The organism is Polaromonas jejuensis NBRC 106434 (genome assembly GCF_001598235.1).
Taxonomy (GTDB): domain Bacteria; phylum Pseudomonadota; class Gammaproteobacteria; order Burkholderiales; family Burkholderiaceae_C; genus Polaromonas; species Polaromonas jejuensis.
Genome location: NZ_BCYO01000046.1, coordinates 1 through 18,608 on the forward strand (window position 1 = coordinate 1; position 18,608 = coordinate 18,608).

The window sequence follows — 18,608 nt, forward strand, 5'->3', positions numbered from 1 at the left end:
GTACGGCGCTGGTAATGGGGGTGTTCATGGTAATGTCCGGCCGCTGTCGCGGCGTGAGCTCTGTTCTAGTGACGGGGCGAAAGGTGGATGCCGGCGATCATGCAGCGCACCGAGCCGCCGGCCATCTCGATGGTGGGCACGACCAGCGGCACCAGGCGGGCCGAGCGCTCGACGCGGGCTTTCTGCTCAGCAGTCAGGCTGTCGCAGGCGCGCTGCGACAGTGCGAGGATGCGCCCGTCGCGCCCCGACAGCTCGATCGCGTTGCCGGCGAACTCGGCGATTTGCGCGTGGCTCAGCGCGATGACTTCGCGGCCCGACTCCTCCAGGCGTGTGCGCACCTCAGCGGCGCGGCGCGGATCGGTGATCGCGTCCATGCCGATCAGGGCGAATTCGGTGGCCACGCACATCAGCACGTTGGTGTGGTAGATCGGCAGGCCGGCCGCGTCGGCCGTGTCGAACAGCATGGGCTCGAAGTTGAAGTGCGTGCTGAAGCGCTCCAGCACTACGGGGTCGGCGCGGTTGGAGCGCGCCGTATAGGCGACACGCGCGAGGTGGTCGAACACCATCGCGCCGGTGCCTTCGAGAAACAGGTTGTCCTGCTCCAGACCCGAGTAGTCGATCACGTCCTGCACGCGGTACTCTGTCTTGAGCATCTCGATCACGTCGCTGCGCCGCTCGCGGCGGCGGCTGGGCGAGTACATCGAATAGATCGCGACATGCCCGCCCGGGTGGGTGGAGAACCAGTTGTTCGGAAACACGGAATCGGGTGTGTCACGCTCGCCGAGGTCTTCGAACAGGTGCACGCGCACGCCCTCGGCTTGCAGCCGTTCGACGGCGGCCGTGACCTCTCGGTACGCCGCTTCGGCCACGGCCTGGGCTTCTTCGCGCGCGGCGACCTTCTGGAAGGCGTTGTCGGACGCGGTTTCCGCGTTGGGCGTGAACTGGTGCGGCCGGATCATCACGACGGCGGCCGGTGCCTGGATGGAGCGGATGGTGGACATGGCGGCTGGCCTTTCTGGGTCTCGCAGTTGATCGATGCCGCTCACGCCACGCGGCGCATGACGGCGCGCGAGGCGCCGGACCGGGTGTAGCGGAACAGGTCCTTCGGGTCGTCCGCCCAGGGCACCAGCTCCACGTCCACACCCAGGTTGCGCTGCTCGGCCTGCGCGTGCACATAGCGCAGCGCGGAGTAGTCCTCGAGGGCGAAGCCGACGGAATCGAACACCGTCACCTGGTCGGCGCGCTGGCGGCCGGTTTCGATACCGGCCAGCACGCGCCAGAGGTCCACCACCGGAAAGTCATGGGGCAGTTGCTGGATGTCGCCCTCGATGCGCGTCTGCGGCTCGTACTCGACGAACACGCGCGCACCGCGCAGCACGTCGGCATGCAGTTCGGTCTTGCCGGGACAGTCGCCGCCCACGCCGTTGATGTGCATGCCCGGCTCGATCATCTCGGGCGTCAGGATGGTGGCGTAGGTCTTGTCGGCGGTGACGGTAGTCACGATGTCGGCGCCGCGCACCGCTTCGGCGGTGGAGCCGGCGCGGATGATTTTGAGCGAGGGATAGACCGACAGGTTGCGGATCAACTTATCGGTGGCGCGCGGGTCCACGTCGTACACCGCGATTTCCTCGATGCCCAGGTGGCTGTGGAACGCCAGGGCCTGGAACTCGCTTTGCGCACCGTTGCCGATCAAAGCCATGCGGCGGGCATCCGGTCGCGCCAGGGCGCGGGCGGCCATCAGGGAGGTGGCGCAGGTGCGCAGCGCGGTCGCCACGGTGAGCTCGGACAGCAGCACCGGGTAGCCGGTCTCGACTTCGGCTAGCACGCCGAAGGCCATGACGGTATACAGGCCGCGCGTCGTGTTGCTCGGGTGGCCATTGACGTACTTGAAGGCATAGTGCTTGGCGTTGGACACCGGCATGAGTTCGATGACGCCGATGTCCGAATGGTTGGCTACCCGGGCAGATTTATCAAAATCCGGCCAGCGGATGAAGTCCTCCTGGATGGTGTCGGCAAGGTCGCCGATAAACTGGGTTACCCCGATGTCCTGCACCAGGCGGGACATGGTTGGAACGTCTACGAAGCGGGTCATGATGTCTCCTTGAGAAAGCGGTTACGGCATACTGCAATAGGAGAAATTATTCCTTTTCTTCGCGCCAATTTGAACCATTCAACTTGCCAAGTTATCCGTTTTTATTTACATTTTGCTCATTAAAAGATACATAAAGCAAAATGGACGATACCGACCGCGAACTTATCTCCCTCTTGCGCGCGGACGCCCGCATGCCCATTGTGGCTTTGGCCAAGAAGCTGAGGGTGGCGCGTGCCACCGTGCAAAACCGCATCGCAAAAATGGAGGCCGACGGCACGATCGTCGGCTACTCGGTGCGGCTCAAGCCGGAAGCCGAGCTTCATCGAATACGAGCCCTCACGAGCATTGAGGTCGACGGGAACCACGGAGAAGAAGTGCGCCGAGTGCTGCGCGGCAATCCGAACGTGGTTGCACTACACACCACGAACGGGCGCTGGGACCTGGTCGCCGAACTGCGAGCCGATAACTTGGAAGCGTTTGACAGGGTGCTGAACGCCATTCGCAAGGTTCAGGGTATTTCGAACACGGAGACCAGCATCCTGCTTTCCACACACAAGCTCTAGACAAAGAGCAGCCCGAGGCCTTCGGCGCCTCTGGCGTACGGCAAGCCTCCGCCACGCGTTGCACGCCTGAAAGGTGGGCGCAGCCCTCCCACCTATTGACCCCCACGATCTCAGAACTCGCTCTCGGCTGAGAAGCACCTCTCCATCGGCTATCGGCCTATGAGTCCCTTTCGAGCGAATACGAACGATCCGCGCCGAATTGGGGAAGGCCCACGCATGCACGCGCCGACCGCGCAAAGTGCAAATTCAATCAAGCCAAAATGACTTGAGATTATCCAAAACGTTCCAGTTTGCGCCATTTTAATTAGCAGCACCCGGCAGCACACTTTCAGCACCTCGATTCGCGTGGCAAACCAAGAGATTTTTATCTCTGGCATAGGGTAAACCCTTGAGTCAACACGGGTCGTGGAAAGGACCTGGAACGAGCCTCGCAGAGCGTGTGTTTGGACCAGTACAAAAACCCATCAAGAGACATTCATCATGAAACTGATTCGCCTTCTCCTCGCTTCTGTCGTATTGATCCAGGGCGCGGTGACCGCCAACGCTCGCCCCCTCGAAGAGATACAGAAAAGCGGCAAAGTCATCGTTGCCACCGGCGGAGAGTTCCCGCCCTTCAACTACTTCGAGGGCAAGAAGCTGAGCGGCTTTGAGATCGAAGTCGCAGAGATCGTGGTGAAGAAAATGGGCTTGGCTATCGAGTGGAAGACCTTGGGCTTCGACTCCCTACTCGCTGGGCTCCAACAGGATCGCTGGGATCTGGTCGTGTCATCGCACGGCGTCACGGAAGAGCGGGCCAAGGCCGTTGACTTCGCCTCGCCACACTATTGCTCAGGCAGTTCGATCGTTTCGCGAGATCCCGCGATCCGCGCACCTGCCGATTTGAACGGCAAGGTGGTTGGTGTGCAAACCGGATCGACGTACCTGGAGAACGTTCGCAAACTGACCAAGCCCAAGGAAATCAAGAACTTTCCGCAAGACCGCGATGCTCGAACGGCATTGGCAACCGGCCGCGTAGACGCCTGGGTCACCGACAAGTTCGTTGCGCTGGCGGCCGTCAAAGCCAATCCCGAAGCGAACCTGAAACTGGGGGACCTGCTATTCGTCGAACGCATTGCCGCAGCCGTGGGCAAGGGCAACACGGGATTGGCCGCCGCGTACAACAAGGCTCTGGCCGAAGCATTGGCTGACGGAAGCTATGCCGCAGTGTCGAACAAGTACTTTGGCGAAAACGTTCGCTGCAAGTGATGTCAATTGACCACCCGCGTCGATCATGACTTTCATATTCGCCAACTGGCCCGCCGGTTGGTCACGCCACCAGCGCAGCACACTCGCCATTGTTGTCGGCGTGATCGTGCTGATGCTTCTGATGTGGCTGATCGCCATTCCGCTCGCGGCGGCCCCGGAACCCATTGCATCTAACGCCGAGATCTTCGCCGACGGGACGCGCACCACTGTCAAGTTGACGCTGGTCTCCGGCCTTGCAGGTGTGCTTCTCGGTGTGCTGGCCGCACTGGGCAAGCTATCTACCTTTAAGCCTGCACGTTGGCTTGCCGCGTTCTACATCTGGGCCATTCGCGGCACGCCGTTGCTGGTGCAGATTCTGTTCGTGTTTCTGGCACTACCGGTGTTGCTGCCTGCCCTGCAGTTGGATGACTTTACCTCCGCGTGCGTAGCCCTCGCGTTCAACGCGGGCGCGTACAACGCAGAGTCGATCCGCGCAGGTCTTCTCGCGGTGCCGCGCGGCCAGACGGAAGCAGCCCGCTCGCTCGGCCTGTCGCGCTTGTACACCTTCATCGACGTCATTTTTCCCCAGGCCTTCAAGGTGTCCCTGCCGCCGCTGGTCAACAACTTCATCTCGCTGCTGAAGGACTCTTCTCTGGCGTACGCGATCGGCGTAGTTGAGTTGACCAATGTTGGCAACCGCATGCAGGCGGCGACGTTCCAGCCGTTGCCGGCGCTGGCGACGACTGCCGTGATCTATCTGCTGCTGACCACGGCGCTGACGCAAATCTCAAATGCGGTCGAGAACCGCCTGGACGTGGAGGGCCGCCGGCCATGACTGAAGCTCTGATCAAAGTCGAGAACGTTCACAAGCGCTTCGGCACACACCACGTGCTATGCAACGTGAGCACCGAGTTCATGGCAGGCCAGGTGACGGTGATCGTCGGCGCCTCCGGCTCGGGGAAGAGCACGCTACTGCGCACCCTCAACCGACTCGAGCGCCATGACGAGGGGCGCATCACGGTAGATGGCATCGAGGTCAACGACGACCACAAGAGCTTGGACGCCCTCCGGCAGGAAGTGGGAATGGTGTTCCAGCAGTTCAATCTGTTTGCCCATCTGACGGTGCTCGACAACATCACGCTGGCGCCACGGCGCGCGCGCAAGATGTCGCGCAAAGACGCCGAAGCGCGCGCGATGGAACTGCTGCGGCGTGTGGGCCTCGAGGACCATGCGCACAAGCATCCCTTCGCGTTGTCGGGCGGACAGCAGCAACGCGTGGCCATCGCGCGAGCGCTGGCGATGCAGCCGCGTGTCATGCTGTTCGACGAGCCCACTTCCGCCCTGGACCCAGAGATGGTCAAAGAAGTCCTGGACGTCATGCGCCAGCTTGCCAGCTCAGGCATGACCATGATCGTCGTCACGCACGAAATGGGCTTCGCCCGCGAGGTAGCTGACCGCGTGATGTTCTTCGATCAGGGGCAGATTGCGTTTGATGCGCCTCCCGCGCAGTTCTTCAGCAACGGGCACACCAACCCGCGCATCAAGGCGTTTCTGAACCGCGTCGTGCAGCACTGACGCTCCGGTGGACATTGCCGACCTTGCTACGGCTATGCATTGGAGGTCTGCGTCGGCGGACATCCAAGGGAGAGCCGCCCCAATTTTTTCGTTCTTTTGCCATAACTTCCGAGACAAACCATGCCAACCCCTAGCTTTACACCTCACAGCCGGCGTACCCTTCTCACAGCCGCCATCGGCGCAGCACTTACTTCCACCGTAGCGCACGCCGCGCCAATGCTCGGCACCCAAGGCCGACGCGCCCTGTCCCCCAACGCCTGGATTGAGGTTGACCTGAGTGTCTTCGAGCAGAACTTGCGCCATGTCCAAGGCGCGTTGACGGGCAACGCCCAGTTGTGCGCCATCATGAAAGCCGATGCCTACGGTGTCGGCATCGAGGTGCTCATGCCGAGCATCATCAAGGCCCGCGTGCCCTGTGTCGGCATCGCAAGCACTGAGGAAGCGCGCGTGGTCCGGGCCAGCGGCTTCAAGGGCCGTTTAATGCGGGTGCGCAGCGCCACGCCCGCCGAAGTCGAGGCTGCGCTCCCCTATGCGGTCGAAGAGCTGGTGGGCAACCTCGAGCTGGCGCAGTCCATTGGCGAGATCGCGCGCAAGCACCGGCGTAGGGTGCGGGTGCATCTCGGATTGAATTCGGCCGGCATGAGCCGCAACGGGCTCGAACTCGGCACCGACAAGGGCCGGGAAGACGCGCAAACGCTCGTGAAGACGCAGGGCTTGCACATCGTTGGCGTGATGACTCATTTTGCGGTGGAGGAGCGGCCCGACGTGCTGAACGGTCTGGAGGCCTTCAAAAGGGAAACCGCCTGGCTGTTCGCCAATACGCGGCTGCAGCGCAGCGATGTCATCCTGCACGTGGCGAACTCTTTCGCCACGCTCAACGTCCCTGAAGCGCATCTCGACATGGTACGTACTGGAGCTGCTCTGTACGGCTACGTGGGGCCCCGGCCGGCCTTCCAGCATGTGGTGTCCTTCAAGTCGCGTGTTGCCTCGGTCAACGCCTATCCTGCGGGCAACACCGTCGGCTATGACCGGACCTTCACCCTGAACCGCAATTCGTTGCTGGCCAATCTGCCGGTGGGCTACTCTGACGGCTATCGACGCGCATACACCAACAAGGGATCGGTGTTGGTTCGCGGACAGCGAGCACTCGTCGTTGGCAAGGTGTCGATGAACACAACGATGGTGGACGTAACCGACATTCCGGGCGTCAAGCCGGGAGACGAGATCGTGCTGTTCGGCAAGCAGGGGGATGGCGAAATTACGCAGACAGAAATCGAACAACTGACGGGCGTGCTGCTTGCGGACCAATACGCGGTTTGGGGAAACTCCAACCCGAAGGTCGTGCGGCGCTGAGGCAGGCAAGCACCGTCTTCTATGGCCGCCTGCGGCGTATGTCGCGGCGTTGGGCCAGCCTCAAGCAAACACATGGAAATCAGACCAGGTAGCAGGAGTTCGCTGTCCTATTTCCCCCGTCCCTGGCAGCCCGTTGGGGGTGGCGTGCGAGAGGATCCCTATGGCGCGCGAGGACCGCGGCCTGTCCCCCTGAAGATCTGTCCAGATAGCCCCGTGGTAGTCGTGCGCCGAGCAGCACCTGCAGTTGTTGTCGCAACCCGTGTTGGGTGAGCCGCAGGAAATGCGGCGGGCAGATCGACCAGTGTGATGCTACGGTGCGTGCGTTCCGCCCACGCCGGTCGCGCTGCTCATGCCGCCAGCATTGGCGTGTGTCTTGCGGCTGTTAGCCTTGCGTTTGGCGGGAGCGGAAATCGCAGACGGGTTGTCGGCGAAGTCCTCGCGAAGCCGCGCCATGATGGCCAGCAGGTGGGCGTACATCTCGTGGCGCGCGCGTATGGGATCACGTTCGAGGATGGCATTGGTGATGCGATCATGCTCGACAAGGGCAGCCTTCCAAGCCTTGCGACCGACAAAATGTTTGTCCAAACGTTGATAGACCGGGCTGGCTTCGCTGAGTTCCCGGAGCGACAGGACCACCGCTTCCAGCGCCGAGTTGCCACAGGCTGCCGCGATCGCTGCATGGAAGGCGCGATCCCGCTGGTTGGGAGCCCCTCCGGCCGACATGGCCTCTTGAGTTTCGCGGATCACGGCCAATTGTTGATTACTGGCGTTCTGGGCCGCCCTCGCCGCGACCTCGGGCTCAATGAGGAGGCGCGCCTCGAGCAGTTCGAAAGGGCCAATATCCATCGCAGGTCGAGGCACCGCAGGGGCTATCTCGGCTCCGACGTTGGCGCTCAGGCTCGCGCCTTCGCGCGGCATTGTCACGTAGACGCCGCTCCCCAGGCGCACCTCGACATAGCCACTCAGTTCCAACGCGATCAGTGCCTCGCGCACGGAAGAGCGGCTGACGCCCAAAACCTCCGCAAGATCACGTTCCCCGGGCAGCCGGCTACCCACCGGAAACTCGCCGTCGCGGATCTTTTGGGTAATTTTGTCGGCGATCAAGCGATAGAGGCGCTGGGCCGAAACTGCTTCCAGATTGAATATCAAATCAACTCCTTCGTCTTGGTGGACCGGCCAGTTTATGATGAGATCCGGAAATCGGGCGGTGCTTCAGGCCAATTTTGCATGTGAGTCCCTCCGGTCCCAGAAAAAGGTGCTCCCCCGCCTTACGAGGTGCACACTGGGTAGCGGCTTCGCCGACTCGCGGTTTCGATCCTCGATAACCTGCGTATGAAAGAAGTGTTCCACGCAAGCGTCCCCACTGCCAAGAGGCGACCCCTTTGCAAAGAGTGGCCGACAATGATTGTGCCAATTGATGTTCAGTGACAGATCGCCATGACACCAGGTTGAAATTCGCCCATTGCGTCGCGCAGCATGTCAATCACGCGGTCGGTCGCGTCTTTCTGCACGCACAGCACGCACAGGGCCGAACTCTGTGGATCCAAGGATATTGCGAGTGGCTTTTCGCCTCGCTATACCAGATACATCAGTTGGCGCTCCACGGGCGGCGGTAAGAACCTGTTTACGATCTTGCCTGAGCAATGGGAGTCAATCAGGTGAGAAAGAAGTATGCAAGCGACATTATTGAGAATTACTAAACCCATGACAACCAATAGTGCGAACAGTGCGCGAGTTGCAGGGCCAGCCGTGCATTGAGCTGGAGGACGCTCCTCAGCCCAAAAAAGAAATAGCCTGCACCCGTAGCTTCGGTCATCCGGTCACCGACCTGCACCCGCTGATCGAGGCCGTCAGCGAATTCGCCGGGCGTGCAGCTGAGAAGCTGCGCCGGCAAGGTAGTCTGGCCAGTCAACTGCTGGTCTTCGCTCACACCTCACCGCACCGGCCGGGGCCGAAGTTTTCGCGCAGCACGGTGGTGACGCTGCGGCGGCCAACTGCCGATACTACCCTGCTCGTCCATGCTGCTACTGCCGGCCTGCGGCAAATCTACGAGCCAGGCTTTCAGCTGATCAAGGCTGGGGTGATGCTGCTGGATCTGGTGCCGGGCACCGGGCACCGTGCACCGGTGCGAGCTGGATCTGGAGCCCGACGATACGGGCGAAGATCGCACCCGCCTGATGACCGCGATGGATGCGCTCAATGGCCGGTACGGCAAGGGCACGGTGCATGTGGCCAGCACCGGGGTGGACGACCACCACCGCGAATGGAGGATGCGCCAGGAACGGCGGACACCGCATTACACGACGAGCTGGGATGAGATGTCGGTGGCGCGGGCGTGAAGCTATTGGTCGAAACCTTCAATTCTCCTGCCGAATTCGAATGACGGCAGTCTAGTCCGGTCTCCCCCTAGACAACAAAGGCACCAAATATCCACGTGTTGTGGAACTACAGTTTTGGAACTTTAGGAGCGTCATTTGCCTACGTACGGCTTACTTGAGCGAGTAACGCCAGCCGGGGGTTCTCCAACGTAAGCAGACGGTACATCTTTCCATTTCTTGTCCGCTTCTTTCCAGCAGTTGGCCAGGCCTTGAGGCTTTATTTGTGTCATATCGCAGTGACGCTCCTCCAATCCGCGTTGATACATATTTTGAAAAAGTACAGCTTTCTTCGCTGCATCGGCCTGCTTATCAGCCTCACTTTGAAGACACCCCTGCAACATCAATGCAGAACCCAACATTGCTGTCAACAAAATAATTTTGCCAAATTTCATTTTCGATTTCACCTAGATTTAAATAATTATTGCTAGCCACGCAGTTTCAAAATGGGTTCCTTTGCTCACAGCAATCTGTTGACAGTCAGTTTGAACAGCAGAACCAGCATGTGAAACGGCCAGAGCAGAAACATCCAGATCTTGGCGCTGAATACATTGCCGACCGTGTTGTGAACCGGATGAAACTCGATCAGATTGCGCATGACATATCGGGTCATGACAAGGCTCGAGGCCAAGTAGATCAGCACCGTGACCCATCCGGTCACCGTGCCGCTGGCCATCCGAAGTGAACCCATACATAGCAGCGCGGCACCCAGGTAGATCATCCAGGCCTTGCCCAATCCCAAGGAACCCCCGGCCGCCTCGCCAGACTCCGGGTACGAGGGTGGCGCCTCAGACGCCATGATTTGAACCGCTGCTTGCGGCATCGCCGCCATATCAAACCCGCATTCCCCGCAAAACCGCGCCTGCGGCCGGGCGGCGGCTCCGCATTGGCCACAAAACCTCTTGACTTCATTCATCGCCTGCTTCATCCCCATTCTCCTTATGTAAATTCAAGTTTCAAATGTACGAATTGGTGTGTGTATGAATGAGTATACAAATCAGATATTGGGGTGGTGGCAACTTCCCCTACCGATCCCCGAAAAGCGTTGGGACTACGCATCAAGCAGCTGCGCGCCGAGTTCCCGCTCACCCAGGAAGAGCTGGCGGATCGCTGCGGGCTGTTTCGCACCTACATGAGCCGGATAGAGTCCGGGCTGGCCAATCCCACGCTGACGGTGCTGCATGCATTGGCGCAAGGACTGGAAATCGACCTCGCGGCCCTGCTCGCCATGCCGGATGTCAAGCCCACCCCTATCCGCAAGGTGCGGTCGTCCCGCCCGGTTTCCCGCGGCCGCGTCGCCCGCTGACGGGTGCTAAGCCGCGCAGACCGCCCCCATCAAGCGCAGCATCACCTCACGATGCGTCAGCTGCGCCGTCGGTTGCCCGTACACATTGACCCGCCAGCCATGGGTTTCGGCCACCCACTGGCCAACCGACAAATCCCGATCGATCTCCACCCGGCGCCAGTGCAGGCCCAGCCAGTCCGGAATGAACGCTTCGACATCCCGCAGTTCAATGGCTTTGCGCACAAAGCTGCTGAATTCAGGCACAGGTGCACGGTCCGGCCTGGAGATGGACAGCCAGATCTGCAGCGACCAGTTTTCCAGGGCAAGGCTGGCACCATGACGGTCTACCGAGGCGCTCCAGCTTCTGCTGGCGGAGGGGTCCAATCCGGCCAGTGCATCCGCGCAATCAGCCATGCGGTCTGCCAGATACCGCTGCGCCTGGCTCAACGCCTCCAGGCACGCCGCCTTCACCCTCAAAGAGTGAATGGACAGCGGGTCAACGACCTCCATCTGGCATCCCGTGACACCCACCTGGGATTCAATGAGTTGGCGCAGCTGCCGCCGCTGCCGGGTGGTCATCGGTCGCAGGGGCGCGTAGATGACCATCACCTCCAGCGAGCCGCCCATGAACAGCAGCCGCTCATCGCACCACGTCATCAGGGTGTCGAAGATCTGTTCCAGCGCCAGTATTGTTTGAGAAGGTGCGGGTTCCGGTGTGGGCTTTTTCAGCTGGGCATGGATTTGCAGCACTTCAAGTTGCAGCGGGTAGAGGTTCATGATGTGATGACCTCCCGGAACGCGGCCCAGCGCCGCGTGATCACCGCGCCCGCCGGCAGCCTCCTGATCCGCTCCATGGCGTTGAACACCAGCTCCAGATCGTTGGGTTCATCACCGGCATAGCGGATGAGCCTCACCAGCGGCGTGAAGGCTTGCATTGCACGGTCCGGCTTGCTGGGGAGCTTGCCGGTCTTCAGGGCCCACAGCTCATGGCTGGTGAGCGCCAGACGGGGCGCCAGATGCTCCATCGTCCACCACGGCTTGAAGCCCTTGATGCGCAGGATGCCGGCGCTCGCCTTCTGGTCATTGCTTTCTTTCCAGCAGAGATCGAGGTGGCGCTTGATCAGCATGAGCACATCGCAGACATGGTCGATCCGGCCCAGGTTGTAGCGCCCCGCGTCGTGCCTGCGCTGTTCCTGCAGGGACAGGTGAGCGTCGCGGCGGTCCAGCCAATAGGGCTGGCCGTCCAGGGTTTGCAGCAGCACGCCTTCTGCGTCATTCAGTCCCGGCACGGCGCGCAACAATTCGATGGCATGCCGCAGCCCCGCCAGGCTGAACCATTCGGTCGCCCCATCCCATGGCTGGGGCCAGGCCCTGAACATGCCCGAAGCGCTCATCCAGGACAGCTGCAGGCGATAGCCCGCCAGGCCCTTGTGCAGCAGGGATTCGACTTGGCCCGCACGCAGGCGATCCGGCAGCGCCACCCGAAGCGATTGCGTCCCGTCAATCTGTTCGGCCTCGGGCAGCTGGGCCAAACGGTCAATCGGCGATTGGCTTTTGCCAATCTTGAAGCGGTTTTCCGTGGCGTGAACAAACAGGTAGACGTAGCTTGGCTGATTTGGAGCCTGGCGGTTTACGCCGCCACTGGCCGGGTGTCCTGGTCTTCTGGGCAGCCAGACGCCCATGGGCTGGGACGGCTCGCACTGGTGGATTTGGCGAACCAGCTTTTTATGGAGGGGCCGCTGGGAATGAAACAGGGATTTGGTCTGGGTCATGGCTGGTTTCCGTTCTATGGCTTGGCTGGATGGGAGGGACCGGCTGGATTCAAGGGCTGGGCCGACTGCGTAAATTCATCAGGCGTGGTTTTGATGCACAGCGTGTGGGGCAGGTCGCAAACGAAGCGCTCGCCGGTACCGCGCAGCTCAAGTAGCAACGGGGTGCCCTTGCTGATGACGGGCGCCCACAACAAGGGATAGGACCCGGTGTCGGTTTCGATCACCACCCTGCTCCGCAATCCGCCCGGCCCGCTCATGCGGATGAAATTGCCGATGGGCCGGCTCGAGATCACCTCGGACTGCCACCAATAGCTGCCGACCCAGAACAGGAACAGGATCAAGGGCAGCCCCATCAGCAAGGCAAAGAAAAGCACCAGGAACCGATCCAAGGGGTCGCTTTTGCTCTCTTTGCCGGTGGGCGTGGAGGGGTTTTCGGGTGGGGTTGGGGGCATGTTTTCTGGCATTTTTTTACCTCTTAACAAGTGATTGAGTGAATGAATGCGGCTGAACCATCACGTCGCATAAACGCTTCAAGGTTCAAGGGCGCTGGAAGGTACATGACAAGCGCAAATCGATCCCGGTTTGCCCTTGTCACTCAGGCTCTTTTTCAGTGGCGCTGCGCTGCTGGTTCTGGCGGCGCCCAAAGCGTTGTGATCCTGGCGTTGGCCAGATGGACCGCCGTCGCCAGGCGTGACACCTGCTCCAGGTCCACGTCTTCGGCGCTGTAGGCCAGGCCCAGAACGGCCGCCAGCGTGTTGCCCATCGCGGTGTGCCGGCCCTTGAGTTTCTTCAGGGGTTGCTCCAGCAGCATGCTGCGCATCAATGCGACCTGGTGGAACTGCGGCCCCACGGCTAACGCATGCGGGTCGTCCAGGTGGGCGCAAAAGAAGAGGCCACAGGGATAGACGATGGTGGCCAGGTGGACCAGGGCCCGTTCGTGCGGCTTGATCAACTCCATGGCTGCCGCCTGAGTGGCGGCCCGCATCGCCGCGGCCATGGGGATCACCGTGGGCAAATCCGAAGGACTTGCGGGATCGCTGGCGTTGATCACTCCTGCGATTGCCCTGGGATGATAGTAAGCGTCCACTACGGCCTTGTTGCCCAGGAAGTTCTTCACAAACTCCTCCGTAATGGCCTCGCCGTAGAAGGGACGCATGCTGTCAGGAAGCTGGCTCAGGGGCGGCAGACCCTGTGGCAGACCCTGATCCGTTTGGGCGGAGGCGACGGAGTTGTCGCGATGGGTGCGATGAATACGGCTGGGAATGGGTTTGTTCATGAGAGGCTTTCGTGGAGTGGGCTGGGCGGGACTGTTGTGAATGCGGATCGGCCGCGGCCTCATGCCTGGCCTCGCGGCTTGCGGGCTGACTTTTCCGGTGTCCTAGAAGACGGCTCGGGGCTTGGTGCAACTGCCGACTTGCCCTTTTCCTTTGCCTTGGCCGTGCCGGCTTGGGGATCAAGCGGCTGGACCGTTACGCCACCGCCCAAGGGAAACGTCACCAATTTAGAGCGCAGATAGACCACGTCGTTGGGCACGCGGATGATCCACCCGATTTCGAACGCTTCCATCTCCTTGATGTGACTGTCATATTCCTCTTCGCCGAGGATCTGCCTGAGCTCGGGCGGGATGCTGACGGCCACAAAACCTGTCAGGTCGTGAATGCGGGCCAGCTTGGGTTGATCGGCCGCTGGGGTTTGGCTGGGCTTGGGGGCGTTACGCTTGGATGTCGTCATGATGATTTCCTGTTGGTGAATGCGGTTTGCTTGAATTTCGGGCAAGCCTTCCCCCGGACCGCTGCAAGCGGGCTTGCGGCGGTGTCATTTCGGGTTCAGGCTGTAGAGGCGGGTCGCTGGGTATCAGGTCGGCCAATGGACTGGCCGTGATCCTGAGACCCTCATCCGCCAGGGCGGCGGCTGCGGTTCGCTGCCGCCGTAGGCATCAGGTTTGATGACGCTGTCATCGTCGGAAGGACGAGCCGAGCGGACCGGGTGAACCGAACCTGTAGTACGCCTTGCGTCATGGCGCGCACCATGAATGCCGCGCGGTTTGGGAATGGGCTGCGGCGAAACCTCGCCAGCCGGCACATACAAGGTGCGGGCTCCAGCGGAAGTTCCGGCCGCCCCGCCCTGCCCGGCTCCTTCGATCGGCATCAGCGCCCCGGTCGACATTTGACTTGCCAGCAGACGCTCCATGGCGGAACCGTCCTGGCGGGTCAGGTTGGGCACGTAGCGGCTGTAGACCCGGAACAGCATCTCGGTGCTGGTGTGGCCCAGCTGGCGGGCAATCCATTCCGGCGCCTCGCCGGAGGCCAGCCAGAGCGTGGCTGCGGTATGGCGCATCTGGTAGGGACGGCGCTTTTCCAGTCCGAGATGCCGCAGCAATGGATACCAGATCCGGTCCGAGAAGTTCTTGTTGTCCAGCGGCGTGCCGAGCAGGTTGCAGAACACGTACTCGGACAACTTGCCGGTCGCCTCGTATTGAGCCTGCAGGGCATCGAACACCGGCTGGCTCATCTGGATGTCGCGCTGGCTGCCGTCGGTCTTGGTGTATTCGTCTTCACCGAGCACGAAGGTCTCGCGCACCCGGATGATGCGCAGCTCAAAGTCGACGTATTTCCACTTCAGGCCATGGACTTCACCGGTGCGCATGCCGGTGAAGAAACGCGTGGTGAAGTATTGCTTGTAGTCGACCCTGACGGTCGCCAGGATGCGCTGGACGTCGACCAGGCTGAACGGGTCCACATCGGTTTTGCGGACTCGCAGGCGTTTGATGTTGGTGGTCGGTGACGTAAACTCGAACCGGTCGGCTGCTTCGTCCATGATCTGATTGAGCGTGCCAATGATTTCATTGATGCGCTTGGGTGAGAGTCCAACGTTCTCTCCGCGACCTTTAACTTTGGCGAGTGTGGCGCGGAAGGCAAGAATGTCAGATTTGGTGATTTGGCCGACCGCCTTGCCTCCGAAGTGAGGAATCAGGCGGCTGTTCAGCGTGGACAGCAGGGAGCGGATGTGGCTGCGCCGCCATTCGATGCTGTGTTCGTCGACCCATTGGTTGGCGAAGTCGCGGAACAGGGGTGTGGCCCGTACCGCCTCGACCACTGAATCCCCTGCGGCGACAGCTGCCGCCTGAGCAACCGGCGTCTCGACCAATTCCGGCACAGCAGGCCGCGACAATCGCTTGAGGGCCTTGCTGTTGGGGAAGTAGTTGGCATAGACGAAGGTGCCGGCCTCGATTTCTGCTTCGATCTTGGCCAGTACCTTTTCCAGCTTCTTGCGGTTGGCAGGGGTGTCGGGCAGCAACGTATATTCACGGCACCGCTCACCGTCGTACCGGAAATCGAAGAATAGCGCGCCGTTGGGCTTGTGTACGCGAACACTAGGCATGGAGGACACCTCCATTGGCCATCGGGATTCCAACCATGCCGACCGGCCTAACCCGCGACTCCACCATCATGTCACGCTGAATGCTCTCCCATATGTAGAGAATCTTCCGTCCACCAAATGGACGGAAGTAATGGACCCCCTCCAGCAATACGCTGTCCTTGAGCCGTTCGCGTATGGTGCGAACGTCATATTTGATACGGGCCGACAGCTCGTCTGTGGTCAAAAACTCTGAACTCATTTTCGCTCCTTTCGCTACCGTTGATATTGGTAGACATATTTATATTAAGCGAACCAAATGAATTGTCAACATGTCTACCAAAATAATTTTTAGCTAGCTAGAATCGAGTTCTTTCACTCACCCGACATGGAACGCAGTCAACTTAACCTTCGGATCTCCGATCAACTCGGTAAGTTGATTGACGCAAAGCGGATTGAACTTTCCGCTCAAATGGGAACTATTCCCTCCCGATCTGACATCCTGCGTTTTGCGTTGGAGATGTACCTGGGCCAAGACCTATCTGATAGCGAAGTTGATCGCAGAAAGTCCACTACTAAAGGTTCAAAGGCGTGATGAGCCAACTGAGCGCAACATGCAATGCACTCAAACCGCCCGGCTAAAGAGCAGGTAACCACTGACAGCCGGGCTTGACATCGCGACGGTGAGTTGCAGCCGCTCACCAGCCTTGTCGAAGTGCCGGGCCCTTGTAGACTTTAATGGCATCATGCAGCCGCTTCAGACAAGACCCGAAGCGCCCGCATTGGGCCCGCATCCGCCCTTTAGTCGAATTCATCGAATGTCGGGTTCGCAGCGTTTGCTGCCGATCGTCGGTGTCGGGCTTACCGGCAACCCAATTGAATTCCAGGTCAGCGTTCATGACCGGCTTGACGACCCAAAGGTGACATTTGCCCCCAAGTCCCGGCACGCCAGCAAGCGGGCGTTTAAGACGCGCTAAGGTTCTATATCAGCGGTTGAACGACAGAGGCTGACGGGCGTCACGGGCGTTAGTCGAACCGGCCTCACGTCTAAAGCGAGTCCGAGCCCGTCGGTCAACGCCGCAGAATTAGTTCCCTAGCCGAACGGGTTGTCAAGCAAGTACCGCAAACGGAAAGCGGAGTTCAGTGCGAGGGTATTCGCTCGTCGGATTTTGCCGGCTGCCACTTAGCGCCTTCACGCGAGTCGCAGCCTGCTCGTGAACGTCCGTGATTGACATGATCTTGTACGACTTTGCGAGATCAATGTCACTCGTGCTTTTCCACTCATGCGCCGCCGCCATTAACGATGCTGAGTAGTAGCCACCAGCCTGGGGCGACTCTCCGGCGGTTTCGTCGATCCCACACGCAAACAGCACGACGAGACCCTTGCCGCAGTCGGCAATCCGTTTATCGTAGTACGTCCGACATTCGCTCGCCGTTAGGACAAGTTCACGTTTCGCCGCCTTCGCTAGCACGTCCTCCGTCAACAACGTTTTTGATAGCTTTCGACAGCAATCAAGAATCAATGTGTGCTTCTCAGCGCCCCTCCTGAGCCTCACGCTGTCAATTTCGAGGCCGGGCCGCAGTTCGACTAGTGTGGAACCATCTTGAGTGGGATGTCGGCCGTGCCCCGCGAAGACGACAAGCGAATAAGAGGCGTTAGAGAGGCTTTGAATTTGCGCCGAGACATCTGCTTCGCTCGGCGATATCAAAGTGACTACCTCGCTTGAAACCCAGGCACCTCCTAGCGGCGACAGCAGAAAGTCTCGATAGTTTTTCAAGTCTGTTTTAACCCCCGGGATATCCGGGGCTGGCGCACCAATAATCAAAGCTTTTCTGTTCATCGTTGGTTCCCATTGGTTTTTGCTGTTTTAACTTCGCCACCAAATGTTTTCGGGCCAGCTGAATCGAACTTCGAAATGATCGATGAAGCCAAGCGTTCGCCCGCCCCAGCGGCCAAGGCGACCAGCACCATGGTCAGATGGATTCGCCCGCCCTGGGTCAATGGCGCGAAGATCATTTGCGACTTCACAGCAAGCGCAGTGAGCAGCCCGGAAAACACGCCTGCGGCGATGCGAGAATACGCTTCGAGGTTGTGAAGTCCCTCGCCGGCAGAGCAGTCGAACTTAAGCCGACCGCTGCGTGTGATCACCGAAAAGAGCGCGCCGACACCACCTGCGCAACTGGCCAACACAAGCCAGAACCCGGTTATGCCGAGCAGCTTTATCGCAAAATCGCGGGACAACCACAAGGCGATGCCCAGTAGGGCAATCGGGAGTGCACTCTTGAAACTGGCCAGCAAGTACCACTTTCGCGACGTCTCCTCGCTGCGATTTTGGAAATACTGTCGGGCGGCGACGATCATTTTTTGACCTGCCCCATAGTCGCCGTCCAAAGAACTGGCCATCGCTTCGCCAAGCAAGTGCTTGAATTGCTTTACAGCGTCGGGGGCCAGTCCGGCGCAGGGCGTCGTCTCCAGAACTGCGCATTCGTTCATGATGGCGTTGTGCTTGGCCGCGTTGTACCCCGCCCTCTTCGCGGCCGATTCGTCGTATTCGGGTGTGGTTTCCCAGTCGAGATCACCATTCACATCGATGTGAACTACGAACTCCTTGGCCGCCCTGATCAAGAACCCTATCTTGTGATGCTGCCATGTCTCAACGTAGTCGCCGCGTGGGGAGCGCTGTAGCATTTGACTCAGCTCCACGTCAGACATGACTTCAACGTCGCCCTCTAGACCTGGGTTGACTTTAATTTCGCTCACGTGCTCCCCCTGTTTTAGTTGGAATTTAACTCACATTCTGGTGAGCCAAATCATGGCCGCGAGTCAGGCCCATTGGATTCAATCCGCTCAGGACTAGCTGCAGACGGACCCACACCCGATGCTTTTGAACGGCTTCACGCTCATTCGAAGTTGGTGATTATGACCTTGGGGACGTCGCCGGACAGCAGTCGCTCGGAACTGCCGGCTTCTGGCTCTGTTGCGGGTGCAGCAATCATCGAAATCGGCGCCAT

General features: G+C 60.1%; 23 protein-coding genes and 1 pseudogene. 8 read left to right on the forward strand and 16 right to left on the reverse strand.

Annotated features, from left to right (window positions below):
* Positions 1–65 precede the first annotated feature (65 nt).
* Both ctlX and ocd read right to left on the reverse strand, forming a co-directional pair.
* A complete protein-coding gene (gene ctlX / locus PJE01S_RS23275) occupies positions 66–1,001 on the reverse strand; it encodes a citrulline utilization hydrolase CtlX (RefSeq protein WP_218017559.1) in 936 nt (311 codons plus the stop codon).
* Between the two features lie 41 nt (positions 1,002–1,042).
* Positions 1,043–2,092 carry an ornithine cyclodeaminase gene (gene ocd / locus PJE01S_RS23280; RefSeq protein WP_068836103.1) on the reverse strand — a complete coding sequence of 350 codons (1,050 nt, stop codon included), beginning with the start codon at positions 2,090–2,092 and terminating at the stop codon, positions 1,043–1,045.
* A 140-nt stretch (positions 2,093–2,232) separates the two neighbouring features.
* On the opposite strand from ocd, the gene PJE01S_RS23285 reads away from it, so the two are divergent.
* The 5 genes from PJE01S_RS23285 (at position 2,233) to alr (ending at position 6,807) form a co-directional block, all read left to right on the forward strand.
* Positions 2,233–2,655: an Lrp/AsnC family transcriptional regulator gene (locus tag PJE01S_RS23285; RefSeq protein WP_068836104.1), complete on the forward strand. Its 423-nt coding sequence runs from the start codon at positions 2,233–2,235 to the stop codon at positions 2,653–2,655.
* A gap of 480 nt (positions 2,656–3,135) precedes the next feature.
* The gene (locus tag PJE01S_RS23290; RefSeq protein ID WP_068836105.1) at positions 3,136–3,900 is read left to right on the forward strand and encodes a transporter substrate-binding domain-containing protein; all 765 of its coding nucleotides are present in this window, start codon (positions 3,136–3,138) and stop codon (positions 3,898–3,900) included.
* Positions 3,901–3,925: 25 nt separating this feature from the next.
* The gene (locus PJE01S_RS23295; RefSeq protein WP_068836106.1) at positions 3,926–4,714 is read left to right on the forward strand and encodes an amino acid ABC transporter permease; all 789 of its coding nucleotides are present in this window, start codon (positions 3,926–3,928) and stop codon (positions 4,712–4,714) included.
* Positions 4,711–5,454, forward strand: coding sequence for an amino acid ABC transporter ATP-binding protein (locus PJE01S_RS23300; protein ID WP_068836107.1), 744 nt, complete (start codon positions 4,711–4,713; stop codon positions 5,452–5,454). Before PJE01S_RS23295 ends, PJE01S_RS23300 begins: the two co-directional genes overlap by 4 nt.
* Positions 5,455–5,574: 120 nt before the next feature.
* Positions 5,575–6,807, forward strand: a complete 1,233-nt coding sequence (alr, locus tag PJE01S_RS23305) for an alanine racemase (protein ID WP_068836108.1) — start codon at positions 5,575–5,577, stop codon at positions 6,805–6,807.
* A 309-nt stretch (positions 6,808–7,116) separates the two neighbouring features.
* Here the strand turns inward: alr and PJE01S_RS23310 are convergent, their stop codons facing one another.
* The 3 genes from PJE01S_RS23310 to PJE01S_RS26360 form a co-directional block, all read right to left on the reverse strand.
* On the reverse strand, positions 7,117–7,953 hold the full coding sequence (locus PJE01S_RS23310) for a FadR/GntR family transcriptional regulator (RefSeq protein ID WP_068836120.1): 837 nt from the start codon (positions 7,951–7,953) through the stop codon (positions 7,117–7,119).
* Positions 7,954–8,228: 275 nt separating this feature from the next.
* Complete coding sequence (locus tag PJE01S_RS26235; protein ID WP_281178643.1) at positions 8,229–8,354, reverse strand: hypothetical protein; 126 nt, start codon at positions 8,352–8,354, stop codon at positions 8,229–8,231.
* Between the two features lie 149 nt (positions 8,355–8,503).
* Positions 8,504–8,737 carry a hypothetical protein gene (locus PJE01S_RS26360; RefSeq protein WP_339374698.1) on the reverse strand — a complete coding sequence of 78 codons (234 nt, stop codon included), beginning with the start codon at positions 8,735–8,737 and terminating at the stop codon, positions 8,504–8,506.
* On the opposite strand from PJE01S_RS26360, the pseudogene PJE01S_RS26365 reads away from it, so the two are divergent.
* Both PJE01S_RS26365 and PJE01S_RS26370 read left to right on the forward strand, forming a co-directional pair.
* Positions 8,648–8,857 (forward strand): annotated as a pseudogene (locus PJE01S_RS26365) (DinB/UmuC family translesion DNA polymerase); the annotation flags it as partial. The gene PJE01S_RS26360 and the pseudogene PJE01S_RS26365 sit on opposite strands and share 90 nt — an antisense overlap.
* A gap of 127 nt (positions 8,858–8,984) precedes the next feature.
* Positions 8,985–9,146 (forward strand): DUF4113 domain-containing protein, encoded by a 162-nt coding sequence (locus tag PJE01S_RS26370; RefSeq protein ID WP_339374697.1) that lies wholly within the window; start codon positions 8,985–8,987, stop codon positions 9,144–9,146.
* Positions 9,147–9,277: 131 nt separating this feature from the next.
* On the opposite strand, the gene PJE01S_RS25435 is transcribed toward PJE01S_RS26370, so the two are convergent.
* Positions 9,278–9,577 carry a hypothetical protein gene (locus tag PJE01S_RS25435; protein ID WP_157090458.1) on the reverse strand — a complete coding sequence of 100 codons (300 nt, stop codon included), beginning with the start codon at positions 9,575–9,577 and terminating at the stop codon, positions 9,278–9,280.
* A 65-nt stretch (positions 9,578–9,642) separates the two neighbouring features.
* Positions 9,643–10,110 carry a zinc ribbon domain-containing protein gene (locus PJE01S_RS23320; protein ID WP_068836109.1) on the reverse strand — a complete coding sequence of 156 codons (468 nt, stop codon included), beginning with the start codon at positions 10,108–10,110 and terminating at the stop codon, positions 9,643–9,645.
* Positions 10,111–10,194: 84 nt separating this feature from the next.
* Between PJE01S_RS23320 and PJE01S_RS23325 the strand changes: the two genes are divergently transcribed.
* Positions 10,195–10,488 carry a helix-turn-helix domain-containing protein gene (locus tag PJE01S_RS23325; RefSeq protein WP_084389729.1) on the forward strand — a complete coding sequence of 98 codons (294 nt, stop codon included), beginning with the start codon at positions 10,195–10,197 and terminating at the stop codon, positions 10,486–10,488.
* 6 nt (positions 10,489–10,494) lie between these two features.
* Here PJE01S_RS23325 and PJE01S_RS23330 read toward each other — a convergent pair whose 3' ends face one another.
* The 9 genes from PJE01S_RS23330 to PJE01S_RS23370 form a co-directional block, all read right to left on the reverse strand.
* The gene (locus tag PJE01S_RS23330; protein ID WP_068836110.1) at positions 10,495–11,244 is read right to left on the reverse strand and encodes a hypothetical protein; all 750 of its coding nucleotides are present in this window, start codon (positions 11,242–11,244) and stop codon (positions 10,495–10,497) included.
* Positions 11,241–12,239 (reverse strand): GIY-YIG nuclease family protein, encoded by a 999-nt coding sequence (locus tag PJE01S_RS23335; RefSeq protein WP_068836111.1) that lies wholly within the window; start codon positions 12,237–12,239, stop codon positions 11,241–11,243. Before PJE01S_RS23335 ends, PJE01S_RS23330 begins: the two co-directional genes overlap by 4 nt.
* Positions 12,240–12,253: 14 nt before the next feature.
* Positions 12,254–12,691 carry a hypothetical protein gene (locus PJE01S_RS23340; RefSeq protein WP_157090459.1) on the reverse strand — a complete coding sequence of 146 codons (438 nt, stop codon included), beginning with the start codon at positions 12,689–12,691 and terminating at the stop codon, positions 12,254–12,256.
* A gap of 155 nt (positions 12,692–12,846) precedes the next feature.
* Positions 12,847–13,515 carry a hypothetical protein gene (locus PJE01S_RS23345; protein ID WP_068836113.1) on the reverse strand — a complete coding sequence of 223 codons (669 nt, stop codon included), beginning with the start codon at positions 13,513–13,515 and terminating at the stop codon, positions 12,847–12,849.
* A 59-nt stretch (positions 13,516–13,574) separates the two neighbouring features.
* A complete protein-coding gene (locus PJE01S_RS23350; RefSeq protein ID WP_169804427.1) occupies positions 13,575–13,970 on the reverse strand; it encodes a hypothetical protein in 396 nt (131 codons plus the stop codon).
* A gap of 123 nt (positions 13,971–14,093) precedes the next feature.
* The gene (locus tag PJE01S_RS23355; RefSeq protein ID WP_068836115.1) at positions 14,094–15,620 is read right to left on the reverse strand and encodes an Arm DNA-binding domain-containing protein; all 1,527 of its coding nucleotides are present in this window, start codon (positions 15,618–15,620) and stop codon (positions 14,094–14,096) included.
* Positions 15,613–15,858, reverse strand: a complete 246-nt coding sequence (locus tag PJE01S_RS23360; RefSeq protein ID WP_068836116.1) for a hypothetical protein — start codon at positions 15,856–15,858, stop codon at positions 15,613–15,615. The genes PJE01S_RS23355 and PJE01S_RS23360 overlap by 8 nt, the downstream gene beginning before the upstream one ends.
* An 847-nt stretch (positions 15,859–16,705) precedes the next feature.
* Positions 16,706–17,437 carry a caspase family protein gene (locus PJE01S_RS23365; RefSeq protein ID WP_068836117.1) on the reverse strand — a complete coding sequence of 244 codons (732 nt, stop codon included), beginning with the start codon at positions 17,435–17,437 and terminating at the stop codon, positions 16,706–16,708.
* The gene (locus PJE01S_RS23370; protein ID WP_157090460.1) at positions 17,434–18,357 is read right to left on the reverse strand and encodes a hypothetical protein; all 924 of its coding nucleotides are present in this window, start codon (positions 18,355–18,357) and stop codon (positions 17,434–17,436) included. The genes PJE01S_RS23365 and PJE01S_RS23370 overlap by 4 nt, the downstream gene beginning before the upstream one ends.
* Positions 18,358–18,608 lie beyond the last annotated feature (251 nt).

What these genes read in the sequence shown, in the direction of transcription:
- PJE01S_RS23365 (WP_068836117.1), bottom strand. Translation starts at nt 17,437, where the DNA reads ATGAACAGAAAAGCTTTGATTATTGGTGCGCCAGCCCCGGATATCCCG.
- PJE01S_RS25435 (WP_157090458.1), bottom strand. Translation starts at nt 9,577, where the DNA reads ATGAAATTTGGCAAAATTATTTTGTTGACAGCAATGTTGGGTTCTGCA.
- PJE01S_RS23340 (WP_157090459.1), bottom strand. Translation starts at nt 12,691, where the DNA reads ATGCCCCCAACCCCACCCGAAAACCCCTCCACGCCCACCGGCAAAGAG.
- PJE01S_RS23360 (WP_068836116.1), bottom strand. Translation starts at nt 15,858, where the DNA reads ATGAGTTCAGAGTTTTTGACCACAGACGAGCTGTCGGCCCGTATCAAA.
- PJE01S_RS23355 (WP_068836115.1), bottom strand. Translation starts at nt 15,620, where the DNA reads ATGCCTAGTGTTCGCGTACACAAGCCCAACGGCGCGCTATTCTTCGAT.
- alr (WP_068836108.1), top strand. Translation starts at nt 5,575, where the DNA reads ATGCCAACCCCTAGCTTTACACCTCACAGCCGGCGTACCCTTCTCACA.
- PJE01S_RS23335 (WP_068836111.1), bottom strand. Translation starts at nt 12,239, where the DNA reads ATGACCCAGACCAAATCCCTGTTTCATTCCCAGCGGCCCCTCCATAAA.
- PJE01S_RS23285 (WP_068836104.1), top strand. Translation starts at nt 2,233, where the DNA reads ATGGACGATACCGACCGCGAACTTATCTCCCTCTTGCGCGCGGACGCC.
- PJE01S_RS23350 (WP_169804427.1), bottom strand. Translation starts at nt 13,970, where the DNA reads ATGACGACATCCAAGCGTAACGCCCCCAAGCCCAGCCAAACCCCAGCG.
- ctlX (WP_218017559.1), bottom strand. Translation starts at nt 1,001, where the DNA reads ATGTCCACCATCCGCTCCATCCAGGCACCGGCCGCCGTCGTGATGATC.
- PJE01S_RS23290 (WP_068836105.1), top strand. Translation starts at nt 3,136, where the DNA reads ATGAAACTGATTCGCCTTCTCCTCGCTTCTGTCGTATTGATCCAGGGC.
- PJE01S_RS23300 (WP_068836107.1), top strand. Translation starts at nt 4,711, where the DNA reads ATGACTGAAGCTCTGATCAAAGTCGAGAACGTTCACAAGCGCTTCGGC.
- PJE01S_RS23295 (WP_068836106.1), top strand. Translation starts at nt 3,926, where the DNA reads ATGACTTTCATATTCGCCAACTGGCCCGCCGGTTGGTCACGCCACCAG.
- PJE01S_RS23330 (WP_068836110.1), bottom strand. Translation starts at nt 11,244, where the DNA reads ATGAACCTCTACCCGCTGCAACTTGAAGTGCTGCAAATCCATGCCCAG.
- ocd (WP_068836103.1), bottom strand. Translation starts at nt 2,092, where the DNA reads ATGACCCGCTTCGTAGACGTTCCAACCATGTCCCGCCTGGTGCAGGAC.
- PJE01S_RS23320 (WP_068836109.1), bottom strand. Translation starts at nt 10,110, where the DNA reads ATGAAGCAGGCGATGAATGAAGTCAAGAGGTTTTGTGGCCAATGCGGA.
- PJE01S_RS26370 (WP_339374697.1), top strand. Translation starts at nt 8,985, where the DNA reads ATGACCGCGATGGATGCGCTCAATGGCCGGTACGGCAAGGGCACGGTG.
- PJE01S_RS23345 (WP_068836113.1), bottom strand. Translation starts at nt 13,515, where the DNA reads ATGAACAAACCCATTCCCAGCCGTATTCATCGCACCCATCGCGACAAC.